The 16312-nt window shown below is 72.5% G+C and carries 16 protein-coding genes; 7 read left to right on the top strand and 9 right to left on the bottom strand.

Annotated elements, in window-relative coordinates; all coding sequences use genetic code 11:
* Positions 1-2: 2 nt before the first annotated feature.
* Positions 3-1160: a hypothetical protein gene (locus L3i22_RS41660; protein ID WP_221322940.1), complete on the bottom strand. Its 1158-nt coding sequence runs from the start codon at positions 1158-1160 to the stop codon at positions 3-5.
* Positions 1161-1239: 79 nt separating this feature from the next.
* On the opposite strand from L3i22_RS41660, the gene L3i22_RS41655 reads away from it, so the two are divergent.
* A complete protein-coding gene (locus tag L3i22_RS41655; RefSeq protein WP_255657567.1) occupies positions 1240-2205 on the top strand; it encodes an alcohol dehydrogenase catalytic domain-containing protein in 966 nt (321 codons plus the stop codon).
* A gap of 65 nt (positions 2206-2270) precedes the next feature.
* On the opposite strand, the gene L3i22_RS41650 is transcribed toward L3i22_RS41655, so the two are convergent.
* From L3i22_RS41650 to L3i22_RS41635, 4 genes are read right to left on the bottom strand one after another with little or no spacing between them, the layout of a single operon-like run.
* Positions 2271-3320 carry a nitronate monooxygenase family protein gene (locus tag L3i22_RS41650; protein WP_221322939.1) on the bottom strand — a complete coding sequence of 350 codons (1050 nt, stop codon included), beginning with the start codon at positions 3318-3320 and terminating at the stop codon, positions 2271-2273.
* The gene (locus tag L3i22_RS41645) at positions 3317-4000 is read right to left on the bottom strand and encodes a CoA-transferase subunit beta (RefSeq protein WP_221322938.1); all 684 of its coding nucleotides are present in this window, start codon (positions 3998-4000) and stop codon (positions 3317-3319) included. Before L3i22_RS41645 ends, L3i22_RS41650 begins: the two co-directional genes overlap by 4 nt.
* Positions 3997-4842, bottom strand: coding sequence for a CoA transferase subunit A (locus L3i22_RS41640; RefSeq protein WP_221322937.1), 846 nt, complete (start codon positions 4840-4842; stop codon positions 3997-3999). The genes L3i22_RS41645 and L3i22_RS41640 overlap by 4 nt, the downstream gene beginning before the upstream one ends.
* Positions 4839-5576 carry an enoyl-CoA hydratase family protein gene (locus L3i22_RS41635; RefSeq protein ID WP_221322936.1) on the bottom strand — a complete coding sequence of 246 codons (738 nt, stop codon included), beginning with the start codon at positions 5574-5576 and terminating at the stop codon, positions 4839-4841. Before L3i22_RS41635 ends, L3i22_RS41640 begins: the two co-directional genes overlap by 4 nt.
* Before the next feature lie 46 nt (positions 5577-5622).
* Between L3i22_RS41635 and L3i22_RS41630 the strand changes: the two genes are divergently transcribed.
* Positions 5623-6354 (top strand): SDR family oxidoreductase, encoded by a 732-nt coding sequence (locus L3i22_RS41630; RefSeq protein WP_221322935.1) that lies wholly within the window; start codon positions 5623-5625, stop codon positions 6352-6354.
* A 27-nt stretch (positions 6355-6381) separates the two neighbouring features.
* Complete coding sequence (locus L3i22_RS41625) at positions 6382-7890, top strand: aldehyde dehydrogenase (RefSeq protein ID WP_221322934.1); 1509 nt, start codon at positions 6382-6384, stop codon at positions 7888-7890.
* A 17-nt stretch (positions 7891-7907) separates the two neighbouring features.
* On the opposite strand, the gene L3i22_RS41620 is transcribed toward L3i22_RS41625, so the two are convergent.
* Genes L3i22_RS41620 through L3i22_RS41605 form a run of 4 tightly spaced genes read right to left on the bottom strand, consistent with a single transcriptional unit; the run spans position 7908 to position 10670 of the window.
* A complete protein-coding gene (locus L3i22_RS41620) occupies positions 7908-8387 on the bottom strand; it encodes a pyridoxamine 5'-phosphate oxidase family protein (RefSeq protein WP_221322933.1) in 480 nt (159 codons plus the stop codon).
* Complete coding sequence (locus L3i22_RS41615; RefSeq protein WP_221322932.1) at positions 8384-9271, bottom strand: SDR family NAD(P)-dependent oxidoreductase; 888 nt, start codon at positions 9269-9271, stop codon at positions 8384-8386. The genes L3i22_RS41620 and L3i22_RS41615 overlap by 4 nt, the downstream gene beginning before the upstream one ends.
* A gap of 1 nt (position 9272) precedes the next feature.
* Complete coding sequence (locus tag L3i22_RS41610; protein WP_221322931.1) at positions 9273-10025, bottom strand: glucose 1-dehydrogenase; 753 nt, start codon at positions 10023-10025, stop codon at positions 9273-9275.
* A 39-nt stretch (positions 10026-10064) separates the two neighbouring features.
* Positions 10065-10670, bottom strand: a complete 606-nt coding sequence (locus tag L3i22_RS41605; RefSeq protein WP_221322930.1) for a TetR/AcrR family transcriptional regulator — start codon at positions 10668-10670, stop codon at positions 10065-10067.
* 95 nt (positions 10671-10765) lie between these two features.
* Between L3i22_RS41605 and L3i22_RS41600 the strand changes: the two genes are divergently transcribed.
* The 4 genes from L3i22_RS41600 (at position 10766) to L3i22_RS41585 (ending at position 16292) form a co-directional block, all read left to right on the top strand.
* Positions 10766-11854 carry a zinc-binding dehydrogenase gene (locus tag L3i22_RS41600; RefSeq protein ID WP_221322929.1) on the top strand — a complete coding sequence of 363 codons (1089 nt, stop codon included), beginning with the start codon at positions 10766-10768 and terminating at the stop codon, positions 11852-11854.
* A gap of 1 nt (position 11855) precedes the next feature.
* Positions 11856-12881 carry an LLM class F420-dependent oxidoreductase gene (locus tag L3i22_RS41595; RefSeq protein ID WP_221322928.1) on the top strand — a complete coding sequence of 342 codons (1026 nt, stop codon included), beginning with the start codon at positions 11856-11858 and terminating at the stop codon, positions 12879-12881.
* Between the two features lie 62 nt (positions 12882-12943).
* Positions 12944-14695 (top strand): 3-oxosteroid 1-dehydrogenase, encoded by a 1752-nt coding sequence (gene kstD / locus L3i22_RS41590; protein ID WP_221322927.1) that lies wholly within the window; start codon positions 12944-12946, stop codon positions 14693-14695.
* 1 nt (position 14696) lies between these two features.
* A complete protein-coding gene (locus L3i22_RS41585) occupies positions 14697-16292 on the top strand; it encodes a GMC oxidoreductase (protein ID WP_221322926.1) in 1596 nt (531 codons plus the stop codon).
* The last annotated feature ends 20 nt before the right edge of the window (positions 16293-16312 follow it).

The following is a 16312-nucleotide window of genomic DNA, read 5'->3' as shown; positions in this document are numbered from 1 at the left end:
CGTCAGCCCAGCATCCGGGCCGCGGTGGCGGCCTGCCGGGCGGCGATCCGCTCCCGCCACGACTCCGGGCCGATCGGCTCGTAGTAGGGCAGTTGCTTGGGCAGGTCGTCGACGGCGACCACATCCACCCGGGGACCGTCGGCCTCGGTCAGCGCGCGGGACAGCCGCTGCCAGCGCAGTTGCACGTAGCCGCGGTCGTGGCCGGTGCGCTCGATCCAGTTCGCCACGCCGGGGTCGCGCTCGCTGATCACGTACCGGATCATGCCGTCCGGGTCGACGCGCGCCTGCGGCACGGTGAGGCTGGTCTGGTGATGGTGGTAGTCCAGCGAGACGTACCACATCGAGCCGAGTTGGAGGCCCTGGTAGGGGGCGTCGGAGACCGGGACGGTGACCACCATGGCCTGCTCGTCGTCCAGCTCGTAGTGCCCGGCCGACGAGTACTGCGTGGCCAAGCCGCCGGGCGTCGGCCGCGGCGTGGTGAGCGTGTTGACCGGCAGGTTCAGGTAGAAACGCTCGGCGAACGCGAGGAACGTGCGCACGCGTCCGACGAGCATCTTGCCCGCCACGGCGTACCGCCGGGCAAGAATTTCCCGGGTGAGCGGCGCGGGCCCGGCGCCGAGCCGATCGGCCCGATGGATGCGCAGCATCCCGGGTCGTTCGCTCGACCAGTCGCTGAACACCTCGCGCACCACGAGCATGACCGAGCCGGGCGCCAGCGGGAACGCGTTGCGGCCGGTCAGGCCCGGTCCGAAACGGATCTCGAAGCTGCCGTCGGCGGCGATGCCGATCTCCCGGTCGTCGAAGGCGGCGAGGCTGCCCGGGACGTTGACCGGCGAGTAGGAGCCGTCGAGGATCTGGAAGCTCAGGTCGGTGGTGCTGCCCCGGCGGCCGGTCACCACATATTCGGCGTCGTCGCGCAGCCACGCATGGAAGTAGAGGGTGTCCGGATTATCCAGACCCATTTTCGTGTACGGCCCGGTGGAGCGCACGAAGTAGGGGAAATCGCGGTCGTAGGCCCAGGCCATCTGGATCGAGGCCCGGATGCCGCCGGCGAGATAGTCGTAGCCCTCGATCAGGTCCTGCTCGCCGCGGATGTGCGGGGCTTCGGCGACGATGCGTTCGGCCTGTGCGACGGCGTCGGCGAACGGCTGAGTAAACACGACTCATGCTAGAACGCGTTCTAACTCCAGGGCAACCGAGCACTTGAATATCAGTGGAACGTGTTCCAGTCTGAGAATCATGCGCGCCTATCGGATGACCAGCTGGGGTGCCCCGCCGGAACACTGCGAGGTGCCGGAGCCGGCACCCGGGCCGGGGCAGGTGCTGGTCCGGGTCGCCGGGTGCGGGCTGTGCCGCTCCGACCTCACCATGCGCCGGATGCCGCAGGCGGCAGGCGTTCGGCTCGGCTGGTCGATGCCGTTCACGCTGGGCCACGAGACGGCCGGCCGGCTGCCCGACGGGACACCGGTGGCGCTGGTCTCGCCCACCTCGTGCGGCACCTGCCGGCTCTGCGTCCGCGGCATGGACAACGCCTGCCCGCGCGGCCTGGCCGGGCGCGGCTACGGCCACGACGGCGGCCTGGCCGAGTACGTGGTCGCCGACCGGCGCGGCGTGCTGCCCCTGGGCGACCTGGATCCGCGGCACGCCGGCCCGCTGACCGACGCGGGCGCCACCGCGTATCACGCGGTGCGGCGAGCCCGGCCCCGCGTCGCGCCCGGCGGCACCGCCGTGGTGGTGGGCGCGGGCGGGCTGGGTGCGTTCGCGGTCCAGTTCCTGCGGATCCTGACCGGCGCCCGGGTGGTGGCCGTCGACATCTCCGAGCCGCGCCTGGCGTACGCCCGATCGGTCGGGGCCCACGAGGCGACGACGTCGCTGACCGGGAGCGCCGACGTCGTCCTGGACTTCGTCGGCACCGACGAGACCATTGCCGCCGGCATCAGGGCGGTCCGGCCCGGCGGTGCGTACGGACTGATCGGCTCGGCCGGCGGCAGCCTGAGCCGGCCGTGGTTCGGCACCCTGCCCGCCGACGGCGAAGTGTTCACCTTCCAGGGCTCGTCGATCGCCGACGCCCAGGAGGTGATCGCCCTCGCCTCGGCCGGCCTGATCCGCAACCAGGTCCAGGAGTTCTCGTTCCAGGACGCCGGCGAGGCCTACGCCCACCTGGCCGCCGGCACCCTCACCGCCCGCGCCGTCGTCGTCCTCTGACACCGCGACGGCACGCCGATCGTCTGGCTGCGAGGGTCGTCCGCGTTCGCCGCCCGGCAGGCGGGTCAGCGAAGGGCGGTGAGGGCGGCCAGCCGGGCGTCGGCCTCGGTCATGATGCGGGTGATCAGGCCGGCGCAGGTGGGTACGTCGTCGATCAGGCCGGTGACCTGGCCGGCGGACATCACGCCGGCCGCCGGGTTGCCCTCCACCATCGACTCGTGGAGCAGCGCCGGGGTGTTGGCGGCCATCAGGGTCTGTGCCCAGGACAGCGAGCCGGCCCGGCGGGTGGCGCGGCCGGTGCGGAGCAGGGCCGGCCAGGACAGGCCGGACCGGTGGCGGAACGACGCGGCGTTGCGCAGCGCCCGGCTCAGCGCCGCGACGCGGCCGGCGTGTTCCAGTGCGTCGACGAACGGGGTGCGCAGGACCCGGTGGGGCACGCCGTCGATGCGGGTGGTGACGACCGTGCCGGTGACGTCGGCGGCCAGGTAGCGGCGTTTCACGTCGGGGGAGACCGGGCTCTCCGCGGTGAGCAGGAAACGGGTGCCCATGGCGATGCCGGACGCGCCGTAGGCCAGTGCCGCGACCAGGCCCCGCCCGTCGAAGAAACCGCCGGCCGCGACGACCGGGACGCCGACCACGTCCACCACCTGCGGCAGGAGCAATGTCGTCGGCACCGGGCCGGTGTGCCCGCCGCCCTCGCCGCCCTGCACCAGGACGGCGTCGACGCCCCAACCGGCCACCTTCTCGGCGTGCCGGCGAGCGCCGACGGACGGCATGGTGAGCACGCCGCCGTCGGCGCAGCGGCGGATCAGCTCCCGGTTCGGGGCGAGGGCGAACGAGGCGAGCCGGACCTGGTGCCGTACGAGCAGATCGATTCTCTCCCCGGCGTCCGGAGCGTCGGCGCGGATGTTGACGCCGAACGGCGCGTCGGTGCGGGCGCGGATCCTCTCCAGGGTGGCCCGCAACTGGTCGAGGGTCATCGTGGCGGAGGCGACGATACCGAAGCCGCCGGCCGCCGACGTCGCCGCGACCAGGCCCGCCCCGGCCACGTAGCCCATGCCGGCCTGCACGATCGGGTGGTGGCAGCCGAGCAGGTCGGTGAGCCGGGTCCTCATCGGAGCCGCCTCAGGCCGTCCGGGTCGAGCCGCTCGATGATCGTCATCTCCGCGGGGGCGGGCTCCCGGGTGACCGGTACCTCGGCCGGTACGACCAGGGAGAAGCCGGTGGCGGCCAGGACGTCGGCCACCGGCACCCCGGGATGCACCGAGCGCAGCCGCATCGAGCGGTCCGGGGTGGCGAAGTCCAGCACGGCCAGGTTCGTCACCACCACCCGGATCTCGACGGCGCCCCGATCGTGACCGATTCCGGACACCATGTCGACGTGCTCGACGAAGACCCGCGGCTCGTGCCGGGGCACCCAGTAGCTGGTGGTGTGGTTGATCGTGTTGCCGGGTGCGCCTCGCACGCCGAGCAGCTGCCGGGCCGGGCGATGCCAGTCGCCGACGCAGGAGATGTTCTGGTTGCCGAACCGGTCGAGCTGGCTCGCCCCCATCATCACGTGCCGGGTGCCGGCCGCGACCACGCCGAACACCGCGCGGTAGGGCAGCCACCCCTCCGGCTCGTCGTCGTGGGTCAGCGTCGCCTCGCCGTCGGTGAGCAGGAGGTCGGGGGAGAAGGTGAGCTGGGCGAGCCGCGCGCCGAGGCGGGGGATCAGGCCGGTGGGGGAGGCGAGCACCGCGCCGTCGCCGCGCCAGGCGTCGGCGCATGCCGTCACGCAGACGTCCGCCCGGCTCATCGTGCGGCCACCGCCTTCCGGTAGTGCTCCTCGTCGCCGTCCAGGTAGGTGGCCCGGAACAGCTCCCACGTCCCGGGCGCGGCGGCGGCGGCCGCGTAGTCGCGCTGGAACGCCTCGTCGCGGTCGTAATCCGGGACGCAGCTGGTGAAGTGGGCCCCGCGTGGCGTCTCCACCACGCCGTCGACCATCATCCGGTTGAGCAGCAGGCCCTGCGGGGGTCCGCTTCCGATCAGCTCCGCGGTGCTGACCAGCCGCTCGCAGGAGACGAAACGCCGGCGGGCGGCCAGGCAGAACAGATCATCGAAGTACGGATCCGGGCCGAGATAACGGGCGTTGCCGCGACGATCGGCGCGGTTCAGGTGGACCAGCGCGGCGTCCAGGGTCACGGCGGGCATGGCGACAAGATCACTGCCATCGGCGTACGGCGATCGGACCGTCCGCAGCTCGGGGTTGACTCGCATGACGTCGGAGCCGAGCCCCGCCCGGGTCGGCAGGAACGGCAGCCGGTGGGCGGCGGCGAGCAGACCCCAGTAGAGCATGCCCTCGTCGTATTCGGTCAGCTCGATCGTGCCCTGCTGGCGGGCCTGCCGGAAGTGTGGCTCGAGCGCGATGCTGTCCAGCGACACGAACCCGGTGACCACGCGCCGCACGCAGCCGGCCGCGATCAGCAGCCCCACGTCCGGCCCGCCGTAGGAGACCACCGTCAGGTCGCGCAGACCGGCCCGGCAGACCGCCCGGACCAGCGCCATCGGCTTGCGGCGTGACCCCCAGCCGCCGACCCCGACCGTCATCCCGTCCCGCAGCTCGGCGACCACGTCGTCGATGCTCATCACCACCGTCATCGGCCCTCCACGAACTTCTGCCGGGCGCGGTCGCCCGCGCCGCTGAGGTTGAGCTCGAAGGTGAAACCCTGCTCGAACCGGTAGGACCGCTTCACGTCGACCGGGTCGATGCCGTTGAGCGCCTGCTTGGCCGCCCGGATCACGACCGGGTCCTTGGCCGCGATCGACTCCGCGACCGCCCGCGCCGCCGCCGGCAGCCCGCCGGTGGTCGCAACCTCGTGGACGGCGCCGAAGCGGTGCAGGTCGGCGGCGGTGACCGTGCGGCAGGTGTAGACCATCGCCCGCATCAGCCGCGGTGGCACGAGCCGGGCCAGGTGGGTGGCCGCGCCGAGCGCGCCCCGGTCGACCTCGGGCAGGCCGAAGGTGGCGTCGTCGGCGGCGACGATCAGGTCGGCGTTGCCGGCCAGGCCGATGCCGCCGCCGAGGCAGAATCCCTGGACGGCGGCGATCACCGGGACCGGGCAGTCGTAGACGGCGGCGAACGCGGCGGCGCATCCCCGGTTCGCGGCGAGCAGCGCCTGGTGGCCCTCGTCGCGCTGCATCTCCTTGAGGTCGACCCCGGCGCAGAAGCCCCGGCCGCGTGCGGAGAGCACCACCACCCGGGTCGCCGGGTCGTCGCCGGCGGCGGTGAGCAGGTCGGCGATGGACTGCCAGCCGGCCGCCGGCACCGCGTTGACCGGCGGAAAGTCGATCACCACCTCGGCGACGGCGCCGGGTTCCAGGTGTACGCCCATGCCCGGAGTCTAACCAAGCGCTTGCTTGGTGAGCTAGCGTGACGGCATGGACTTCACCGGTCGCCGCGTGGTCGTCACCGGCGGCACCCGCGGGATCGGCTCCGCGATCGCGGCCGCCTTCCTCGCAGCCGGCGCGAGGGTGCTGGTCTGCGGCCGCGGCTCCTACGACGGGCCGGCCGGCTTCGTGCGCGCCGACATCCGCGACCCCGGGCAGGCCGCCGCGCTGATCGCCGCGGCTCAGGAGCGGCTCGGCGGCGTGGACGTGCTGGTGAACAACGCGGGCGGGGCTCCCGCCGTCCCGGCCGCGACCGCGTCGCCCCGGCTGCACGCGAAGATCGTCGAGCTCAACCTGGTCGCCCCGTTGCACGTCTCGCAGGCGGCCAACGCGGTGATGCAGGCGCAGCCCGGCGGGGGCGTGATCCTCATGGTGGGCAGCGTCAGCGGCACGCGACCGTCGCCGGGCAGCGCCGCCTACGGCGCGGCCAAGGCCGGCCTGCACCACCTCGCGACCAGTCTCGCGGCGGAGTGGGCGCCGGCCGTCCGGGTCAACTGCGTCGTCCCCGGCCCGATCGAGGGTCTCCTCGACCCCGAGGCGGTGGCGCGCACGGTGCCCATGGGGCGGGCGGCGGCACCCGGGGACGTCGCCGGGGTCTGCCTGCTGCTGGCCTCGCCGCTGGCGTCCTACGTGACCGGGGCGTCCGTCGCGGTGCACGGCGGCGGTGAGTGGCCGGGGTATCTGGCGGACCCGCGCGATGCGGCGTACCGTGCGCAGAAATAGAACCTGTTCCAAAAAAAGAGGTGCCCGATGGTTCTTTCGATCAAGACGAAGCGGGACGCGATCGGCCTGTCCACCGGCGAGCTGCTGATCGGTGGCGCCTGGCGTGCCGCGGCCGACGGCCGCACGTGGACCCACCGGCACCCGGCCACCGGGGAACAGGTCGGCGACTTCGCGGTCGCCTCGCCGGCCGACGTGGACGCGGCCGTGCGCGCCGCCCGGCAGACCTTCGACGAGGGCTCGTGGCCGCGGTCGCGGGCCAAACAGCGGATCACCGTGCTGCGCCGGGCGGCCGAGCTGATCCGCGCACACACCGACGAGCTGCGCACCCTGCAGGCGCTCGACAACGGCGTGCCGCTGACCTTCGGCGACGAGTACGCGATGTCGGTCGAGTGCGTCGCCGACGTCTTCGACCACCACGCCGGCTGGGTCGACAAGCTGGCCGGCGAGACGCTGCCCGGCTATCAGGGCGGCGACCACCTGGTGATGACCCTGCGCGAGCCGGTCGGGGTGGTGGCCGCGGTGGTGCCGTGGAACGGCCCGCTGCTGCTCACCGCGCAGAAGGTCGCACCGGCCCTGGCGGCCGGCTGCACGGTCGTGCTCAAGCCGTCGGAGCTCGCCTCGTTCTCGGTGCTGCGCCTGGCGAAGCTGCTGGAGGAGGCCGGGCTTCCGGCGGGCGTGCTCAACGTGGTGACCGGCCCGGGCGACCCGACCGGCGAGGCGCTGATCACCCACCCGCTGATCGACAAGATCACGTTCACGGGCAGCCGGGCGGTCGGCAGACGGGTCCTCGCCGCCGCGTCCGACGGCATGAAACGGGTCAGTCTGGAGCTCGGCGGCAAGAGCCCGTCGATCGTCTTCCCGGACGCCGAGGTGTACGCGGCCGCCACCCTCACCATGGGCACCGTGACGCTCGGCCTCTCCGGCCAGGCGTGCGTGGCGCACTCGCGGGCGCTGGTCCACCGGGACGTGTACGACGAGTTCCTGGCCATCGCGCAGGGCATGACGACGCTGGTGACCTACGGCGACCCGTTCGACCCGGAGGTCACCGCGTCGCCACTGATCAACGACCGGCAGCTGGCGCGGGTGCTCGGCTACATCGAGCGCGGGCAGGCCGAGGGCGCCCGGCTGGTGTGCGGCGGCGGACGCCCGGACGGCGACCTGTCCGCCGGCAACTTCGTCGAGCCGGCCGTCTTCGCCGACGTCGCCAACAGCGCGACGATCGCCCAGGAGGAGATCTTCGGGCCGGTGCTCGCGGTCGTGCCGTTCACCGATGAGGAGGAGGCGATCCGGCTGGCCAACGACACGTCGTACGGGCTGGCAGCCACGGTCTACACCACGGACGTGAAGCGGGCGATCCGGATGGCCCGGGCGGTTCGCGCCGGGACGGTGGGCATCAACGGCTACCAGTTGGAGCCGCACGTGGCGTTCGGCGGGTTCGGCCAGTCGGGGCTCGGGCGCGAGGGTGGCCGGGCGTCGATCGAGGCTTACACGGAGCTCAAGACGGTCCTGATCCCCACGGGCGACGAGATGATGTAGCCCGGCCCGCCACCGCCTCAGCCGGTGAGGCGGCGGTGGTCCCAGCTGATCACCCGGGTCGGCCTGACCAGGTAGGCCACCCGCTTGGTCGCCGCGTGGGCGACGTAGAGCTCCAGGGCGGCGGCCACCTCGGCGGGCGGCAGGTCGCCGACCACCGGGCTGGGCATCCGCGCGGCGACGAGCCGGCCGACCTCGGTCACCCCGGCGAGGTCGCCGATCACGGTCACCTCGCCGGTCACCTGCACGCCGCGCAGCTCGAAGTAGTCGTCGCCGTCCTCGACCAGGCAGGTCACCCGCGGGTCGCGGGCCAGGTTGCGCGCCTTCTGCGAGGCCCGGTAGGTCCAGAACGCGATCCGGTCGTCGCGCATCCCGTAGAACATGCTGACCAGGTGCGGCGTGCCGTCCGGGTTGATGGTGGCGAGTTGCAGCTTGTGGCTGTCCGCCAGCAGCGCGGAGATCTCGGACGCGGGCATCGATACGGTGTCGCGCTGTTTCACGGGGCCTCCCCGAAGGTCTCGCCGGCCAGCGGCAGCGTCTCCGCGCAGACGAAGCCGGGGCGCGGCGGGCCGGCGGTGAAGACCTTGCCCAGCGTGGCGTCCAGCTCGTCGAGAGTCCACTGCCCGCCCGGGGCGTGGAAGGCGGCCCGGACCGTCGGCGGCCCGAGCAGCGCCACCACGTCGCCGTGCGCCACGAAGACCTCCCCGGTGATCCGTTCCCCGGCGGGCCCGGCCAGGTAGGTGACCAGCGGCGCGACGCGATCGGGGGAGAGCGGGTCGGGACCGTCCGGCGACGGGCCCATCAGGGAGCCGGTCATCGCTGTCCGGGCGCGCGGGCAGATGGCGTTGGCGCGCACGCCGTACCGCTCACAGCCGCGCGCGGTGGCCAGGGTGAGCGCGACGATCCCGCCCTTGGCGGCGGCGTAGTTGGGCTGCCCGGCGGAGCCGAGCAGGAAGGCCTCGGAGGCGGTGTTCACGATCCGGGCGTAGACCGGGCCACCGGCCGCCTTGCTCCGCTCCCGCCAGTGCGCCGTGGCCAGCCGCGTGGTCACGAAGTGCCCGCGCAGGTGCACCCGGATCACGGTGTCCCACTCCTGCTCGGACATCGAGAAGATCATCCGATCGCGCAGCACCCCGGCGTTGTTGATCAGGATGTCGATTCCGCCGAACGCGGCCAGCAGCGCCTCCCCGGTCGACCACTCGGCGATGTCGCCGGGGCAGACCGCGGCCTCCGGGATCTCCGCGGCCACCTCGTCGAGCCCGGGGCCGGGCAGGTCGTTGAGCACGACACGGGCGCCTTCGCCGGCCAGCGCTCGGGCCTCCGCCGCGCCGAGGCCCTGGCCGGCGCCGGTGACCACGGCGATCCTGCCGTCGAGGGACCCCATCTCAGTATCCCGGCCCGGCCAGCAGCCCGCCGTCGGCGAGGAACTCGGCGCCGGTCGTGTAGGACGACTCGTCCGAGGCGAGGAACGCGACCAGCCGGGAGATCTCGATCGGCTCGGCGAACCGGGCGATCGGCAGCGACTTGAGGAACGCGGCCGGGTCGACGCCGGTCAGATGCTCGGCGGCGGCGATCGCCATCGAGGTCATCACGCCGCCGGGGTGCACCGAGTTGACCCGGATGCCGGACGGGCCGAGCTCCTGCGCCGCGGACCGGGTGATGCCGCGGATGCCGAACTTGCTGGCGCTGTACGCCGACAGGCCGGCCGCGCCGGCGAAACCCTCGATCGACGACACGTTCACGATCGAGCCGCCGCCGGCCGCGATCATCGGCGGCGCGGCGAAGTGCACGCCGAGCCAGCAGCCGACCAGGTTCACGTCGAGGACCCGGCGGAACTCGGCCGGGTCCATCTCGGCGATCGGCCCGTGCCTCAGGATGCCGGCGTTGTTGACCAGAACATCGATTCTCCCGTACGCGTCGAGCGTGGCCCGGATCGCGGCGGCCCAGTCCGCCTCGCTGGTCACGTCGTGGTGCACGTAGACACCACCGAGCCCCGCGGCGACCGCCGCGCCCTTGTCGTCGAGCACGTCCCCGAGCACCACCCGGGCGCCCTCGGCGGCGAAGTGCCGGGCGTGCGACTTGCCCATGCCGCGGGCCCCGCCGGTGATGAGAGCGACCTTGCCGTCCAGACGGCCCATGGCGAACCTCCCAAGCGCTTGCTTGGTACGGTAACACCGTCAGCGCGCGATGATGCCGTCGAAAAGCAGCCGGAGCAGACCGTCGACGATCTCGTCGGTGCTCCACGACTTCCCCCGCGCCTGCTTCCACGACGTGGGGATCCAGAGGATGTCGCGCAGCAGGCGGTAGGCCAGCCGGGCGTCGAGATCGGGACGGAACTGGCCGTCCTGCTTGCCCCGCTCCAACTGGTCGAGCCACGTCTGCTCGATCTCCTTCATCGCCGTACGCAGATAGGCGAAGCGTTTCTGGGCACTGAAATAGGCCCAGTCGTTCTGCAGCATGGTGAGCGCGGCCCGGTGCCGGCTCAGCGCCGCCGTGCTGAAGCGCACCATCCGCTCGATCGCGGCGCGAGGGTCGTCGACGCCCGCGACCGCCTCGCGGTAACCGCCGAGCACGTCGTCGAGGAACCCGCGCAGGATCTCGTCGCCGATCGACTCCTTGGAGTCGAAGTGGTGGTAGAGACTGCCGGACAGGATGCCGGCGGCGTCCGCGATCTCCCGGACCGTGGTGGCCCGGAATCCCTTCTCCGCGAACAGGTCGGCGGCCAGCCGGATCAGATGGGTCCGGCGCTCCGACGGCGGCGCCGCCTTCTTCGTGGTCGTCACCTGGCCGATTATGGCCCACCCGACCAATCGCTTGCTCGGGCGCGCGCCTCCGCCTAGCGTAGAACGTGTTCTAATTCCTTGAGGGAGGTGGCGAGGTGCGGGCCGCGGTACTCCACGATCTGGGCGAGAAACTCGACATTCGCGACGATGTGACGGTGCTCGGGCCGGGCCCGGGCGAGATCCGGATCCGCGTGCGCGCGGCCGGGGTCTGCCACTCCGATCAGTCCGCCCGTGACGGCGGCCTGCCCCAGCCGATGCCCGCGGTGCTCGGCCACGAGGCGGCCGGTGACGTGATCGAGGTCGGCGACGGGGTGGACGACCTGGCCGCCGGCGACCGGGTGATCGTGAACTGGCTGCCCTCCTGCGGCACCTGCGCCGAGTGCCGGCGCGGCGAGCCGTTCCTGTGCATGACCCACGTGATGGCCGGCTACGCGCTGCCCCGGTTCATGGCCGGCGACCTGCCGATCTTCGGGATGGCCGGGTGCGGCGCGTTCGCCGAGGAGATGGTGGTGCCACGGATCGGCGCCGTGCCGATCGAGGCCGACGTGCCCTACGACGTGGCCGCGCTGGTCGGCTGTGGCGTGATGACCGGGGTCGGCGCCGTCGTCAACACCGCCCGGGTCCGGCCGGGCGACACCGTCGTGGTGATCGGCTGCGGTGGCGTCGGCATCGCCGCGATCCAGGGCGCCCGGGTCTCCGGCGCCGCGATCATCGCCGCCGTCGACACCGTGCCGGCCAAGCTCGACGTGGCCCGCCGCTTCGGCGCCACCCACGCGGTCGCTCCCGAGCAGCTCAGCGACCTGGTCACCGGGATCACCGGCGGCGAGGGCTTCGATTACGCCTTCGACGTGGTGGCCCTCCCGCAGACCCTGCGCACTGCTTGGACCGCGGCCCGCCGCGGCGGCACGGTCGTCGTGGTCGGCGCCGGCCGGGCCGAGCACCTGGTCGAGTTCAACCCCTTCGAACTGCTCTTCGAGGGAAAGCGGATCATTCCTTCGCTGTACGGATCGGCGTACCCCCCGCGGGACTTCCCGAAGCTCATCGCGTTGTGGCGGGCCGGGCGGCTGGACCTGGCGGGCATGATCTCGCACCGGCTGCGGCTGGAGCAGGCCGACGAGGCGCTCGCCGCGCTCGGCCGGGGCGATGTGATCCGCCAGGTGATCGTCTCGGACCCGGGCGCCTGACATGCGGCTGGGCATTCAGCTCGGCTACGGCGGGGAGGGCTTCGCGCAGGCGGTGGACGAGGTCGCCGAGTTCGAGGCGGCCGGCGCCGACCTGGTGGTGGTGCCCGAGGCGTACAGCTTCGACGCGGTCAGCCAGCTCGGCTACCTCGCCGCCCGCACCACCCGGATGGAGCTGGCCTCCGGGGTGATGCAGCTCTACACCCGGACACCGACGCTGACCGCGATGACCGCGGCCGGCCTCGACTACGTCTCCGGCGGGCGGTTCTCGCTCGGCCTCGGCGCCTCCGGCCCGCAGGTGATCGAGGGCTTTCACGGGGTCGCGTACGACGCGCCGCTGGCCCGGACCAGGGAGATCGTGGAGATCTGCCGACGGGTGTGGCGGCGGGAGACGCTGGTGCACGAGGGGGAGCGCTACCGGATCCCGCTGCCGCCCGCCCGGCCCCTGAAGCTGATCAACCGGCCGGTCCGCGACCGCATCCCGATCCTGCTGGCCGCCATGGGACCGCGCAACGTCGCCCTCGCGGCCGAGATCGCCGACGGCTGGCAGGCGCTCTTCCTCGACCCGGCGGTGTCGCCGGAGGTGTTCGGCCCGGCGCTCGCCGAGGGTCGCGCGCGCCGGGACCCGGCGCTCGGGCCGCTGGACGTCATGGTGCCGCTGCCGTTCGCGGTGGCCGAGCCCACCGACCACCTGCTGGCTCGGCATCGCGCTCAGCTGGCCCTCTACATCGGCGGGATGGGGACCTTCGCCGGCGACCTGGTCCGCCGGTACGGCTACGTGGCCGAGACGGCGACGATCCGGGAGCTGTTCCGGAGCGGCCGGCGGGCCGAGGCGGCCGCGGCCGTTCCCGAGCGGCTGGTGCACGCGACGGCGCTGGTCGGACCACCGGCCGACCTGCGCGACCGGGTTGCCCGGCTGGCCGCTGCGGGCGTGACCACGCTGCTGGTCTCGCCGCTGGCGGCAACCCGCGCGGAACGGGTCAAGGAAGTCGTGGAGTTGAAACACGTTCTCATAGACGGATCCCTTTGACATCATGGGCAGCGCGGATCGATAGTAGAACGCGTTATAGCTCCAACGTCCGAGGAGCTCACATGTCCGGTCACCTCAAACGGCGCCAGGTTCTGGCCGGCGCCGCCGCTCTCGGAACCGGCCTGGTCGCCGGTTCGTCCGCGCTCGGCAGCCCGGCACGGGCCGCCCAGGCCTCGTACGACGTCGTGGTCGTCGGTTGTGGCGCCGCCGGGATGACCGCGGCGCTGCGCGCCGCGAAACGCGGTCTCAGCGTCCTGGTCGTGGAGAAGGCGCCGACCTTCGGCGGCTCGGCGGCCCGCTCCGGCGCCGGCATCTGGATCCCGAACAACCAGGTCATCCTCGCCGCCGGGGTGCCGGACACCCCGGCCAAGGCGGCCGCCTACCTCGCCGCGGTCGTGGACGGTGACGTGCCGACCGCCAAGCAGCAGGCCTTCCTCGACAACGGGCCGTCGATGATCTCGTTCGTGACGGCGAACAGCCCGCTGCGCTTCCGCTACATGGACGGCTACTCCGACTACTACCCCGAGCTGCCCGGCGGCATCGCCCGCGGCCGCTCGATCGAGCCGGACCTGTTCGACGGCAAGCTGCTCGGCGCGGAGCTGGCCAACCTCAACCCGGCGTACCTGGCGACCCCGGCCGGCCTGACCGTGTTCAGCGCCGACTACAAGTGGCTGAACCTGTCACTGGTCAACGTCGAGGGCACGGCTGTCGCGGCCGAGTGCGTCGCCCGCTACACCGCCGCGGTGCTGGCCGGGAAGACCCCGCTGACCATGGGACAGGCGCTGGCCGGGGCCCTGCGCGCCGGGCTGGCCTCGGCCGGGGTGCGGGTCTGGCTGAACACGCCGCTGACCGATCTGCTGATCGACGCCGGCGGGCGGGTCACCGGGGTCGTCGTCACCCGCGGTGGCGTCGCGACCAGTGTCACCGCCACCCGGGGCGTGCTGGTGGCGGCCGGCGGTTTCGAGCACAACCTGTCGATGCGCCTGGCCTACCAGCGGCAGCCGATCGGCGTCGACTGGACGGTGGGCGCCAGGGAGAACACCGGCGACGGGATCCGGGCCGGGCTGCTCGCCGGCGCGGCCACCGACTTCCTCGAGGACGCGTGGTGGGGGCCGGCCATCCCGCTGCCCGACGAGCCGTACTTCTGCCTGGCCGAGCGGACGTTGCCGGGCAGCATCCTGGTCAACAGCACCGGGAAGCGGTTCGTCAACGAGGCCGCGCCCTACAGCGACGTCGTGCACGTCATGTACGACAAGAACGGGGTCACCCCGGACATCCCGTCCTGGCTGATCTTCGACCAGAACTACCGCAACCGGTACCTGTTCCGCGACATCGCGCCGGCGTCACCGTTCCCGGACTCCTGGTACTCCTCCGGCGCGGTCGTCAAGGACGTCACGCTCGGCGGGCTCGCCGCCAGGACCGGGGTGCCGGCGCCGGCGCTGTCGGCGACCGTCGCCCGGTTCAACGGGTTCGCGCTCACCGGCAAGGACGTCGACTTCCATCGCGGCGACAGCGCCTACGACCACTACTACACCGACCCGGCGGTCATCCCGAACTCCTGCCTCGCGCCGCTCTGGCTGGCCCCGTACTACGCCTGCAAGATTGTGCCGGGTGACCTCGGCACCAAGGGCGGCCTGCGGACCGACCCGCGCTCCCGGGTGCTGCGGGCCGACGGCTCGGTCATCCCCGGGCTGTACGCGGCCGGCAACTCCAGCGCCGCGGTGATGGGGCACAGCTACGCGGGTGCCGGCTCCACCATCGGCCCCGCCATGACCTTCGGTTACATCGCGGCGGACGAGATGGCGGGTGCCTGAGATGACCAGTCGTCGCACCCTGCTGCGTGCCGCCGCTCTCGGCGCCCCGGCCGCCGTGCTGTTCGCGAGAGCCGCCGCCGCCGGGGCCGCTCTGGCCGACGGCGACCACGTGCCGGCCCTGGTCGTGGGCAGTGGTTACGGCGGCTCCGTCGCCGCGCTGCGCCTGACCCAGGCCGGCGTCGCCACCGCCGTCGTCGAGATGGGCATGGCGTGGAACACCGCCGGCCCGGACGGCGCGATCTTCTGCGACATGCTCGACCCGGACCAGCGCTCGTACTGGCTGCGCACCACCACCGACCAGCCGGTCGGCTATTTCCTCGGGATCGGCGCCAACAAGTCGATCACCCGGTACACCGGGGTGCTGGACTCGGAGAAGTTCGCCGGCATCCGGGTCTACCAGGGCCGGGGCGTCGGCGGCGGCTCGCTGGTCAACGGCGGCATGGCCGTGGTGCCCAAGCGCGACTACCTCGCCGAGATCCTGCCCTCGGTCGACGTCGCCGCGATGTACGCCACGTACTTCCCGCGCGCCAACGCCGCCCTCGGCGTCAACGCCATCGACACCGCCTGGTTCGAGACCGCCGACTGCTACCGGTACGCGCGGGTCAGCCGGGACCAGGCCCAGGCGTCCGGTTACACCACGACGTTCCTGAACAACGTGTACGACTTCGGCTACATGGCGAAGGAACAGGCCGGCACGGTGCCCCGGTCGGCACTGGCGAGCGAGGTCATCTACGGCAACAACCACGGCAAGCGGTCACTGGACAAGACCTACCTCGCGGCGGCCGCGGCCACCGGGCGGCTGACGATCACCGCACAGCACGTGGTCACCGCCGTCGCCCCGAACAGCCTGGGTGGCTTCTCGGTGACGATGAACCAGATCGACACCGCCGGCGCCACGGTCGCCGTCAAGACCGTACGCGCGGATCGGGTCTTCTTCGCCGCAGGCAGTGTCGGCACCAGCAAGTTGCTCGTCGCGATGCGCGCGCAAGGCCGGCTGCCGGATCTGCCGGACGCGGTCGGGCAGGGCTGGGGCAACAACGGCAACGTCATGGTGGCGCGCGCCCAGCACCTGTGGAACACCACCGGCGCGCTGGAATCGGGCATGCCGGCCATGGGCATCGACAACTGGGCGGACGCGGCCGGTCCGGTCTTCGCCGAGATCGCGCCCTTCCCGGCCGGCACCGAGCTGTGGATCAGCCTTTACCTGGCGATAACCAAAAACCCGAACAGGGCCCGATTCTTGTACGATTCCTCGACCGGGACGGTCGGACTCAGCTGGCAGACGGCGCAGAACCAGCCGGCCGTCACCGCGGCGAAACGGGTCTTCGACACCATCAACAAGGCGCAGGCCACGGTGTATCGCAGCGACCTGTTCGGGGCGAACAAGGTCTGGGGCGACGACTTCACCTACCACCCGCTCGGCGGCTGCGTGCTCAACGTGGCGACCGACAACTACGGCCGGCTGCCCGGCTACCCGGGGTTGTACGTGATGGACGGCTCGCTGATCCCGGGCAGCACCGGGGTCAATCCATTCGTCACGATCACCGCCCTGGCCGAGCGCAACATCGAGCGGATCATCGCCACCGACCTGACCTGACGTCCGGGTGGCGGGCGTCG

The organism is Actinoplanes sp. L3-i22 (genome assembly GCF_019704555.1).
Lineage (GTDB): Bacteria > Actinomycetota > Actinomycetes > Mycobacteriales > Micromonosporaceae > Actinoplanes.
The sequence above is the reverse complement of the archived record's forward strand: the minus strand, read 5'-3'. Positions and strand labels throughout refer to the sequence as shown.

What these genes read in the sequence shown, in the direction of transcription:
- L3i22_RS41615 (WP_221322932.1), bottom strand. Translation starts at nt 9,271, where the DNA reads ATGGGGTCCCTCGACGGCAGGATCGCCGTGGTCACCGGCGCCGGCCAG.
- L3i22_RS41635 (WP_221322936.1), bottom strand. Translation starts at nt 5,576, where the DNA reads ATGGGCGTACACCTGGAACCCGGCGCCGTCGCCGAGGTGGTGATCGAC.
- L3i22_RS41630 (WP_221322935.1), top strand. Translation starts at nt 5,623, where the DNA reads ATGGACTTCACCGGTCGCCGCGTGGTCGTCACCGGCGGCACCCGCGGG.
- L3i22_RS41610 (WP_221322931.1), bottom strand. Translation starts at nt 10,025, where the DNA reads ATGGGCCGTCTGGACGGCAAGGTCGCTCTCATCACCGGCGGGGCCCGC.
- L3i22_RS41650 (WP_221322939.1), bottom strand. Translation starts at nt 3,320, where the DNA reads ATGAGGACCCGGCTCACCGACCTGCTCGGCTGCCACCACCCGATCGTG.
- L3i22_RS41585 (WP_221322926.1), top strand. Translation starts at nt 14,697, where the DNA reads ATGACCAGTCGTCGCACCCTGCTGCGTGCCGCCGCTCTCGGCGCCCCG.
- L3i22_RS41625 (WP_221322934.1), top strand. Translation starts at nt 6,382, where the DNA reads ATGGTTCTTTCGATCAAGACGAAGCGGGACGCGATCGGCCTGTCCACC.
- L3i22_RS41655 (WP_255657567.1), top strand. Translation starts at nt 1,240, where the DNA reads ATGCGCGCCTATCGGATGACCAGCTGGGGTGCCCCGCCGGAACACTGC.
- kstD (WP_221322927.1), top strand. Translation starts at nt 12,944, where the DNA reads ATGTCCGGTCACCTCAAACGGCGCCAGGTTCTGGCCGGCGCCGCCGCT.
- L3i22_RS41640 (WP_221322937.1), bottom strand. Translation starts at nt 4,842, where the DNA reads ATGACGGTGGTGATGAGCATCGACGACGTGGTCGCCGAGCTGCGGGAC.
- L3i22_RS41595 (WP_221322928.1), top strand. Translation starts at nt 11,856, where the DNA reads ATGCGGCTGGGCATTCAGCTCGGCTACGGCGGGGAGGGCTTCGCGCAG.
- L3i22_RS41645 (WP_221322938.1), bottom strand. Translation starts at nt 4,000, where the DNA reads ATGAGCCGGGCGGACGTCTGCGTGACGGCATGCGCCGACGCCTGGCGC.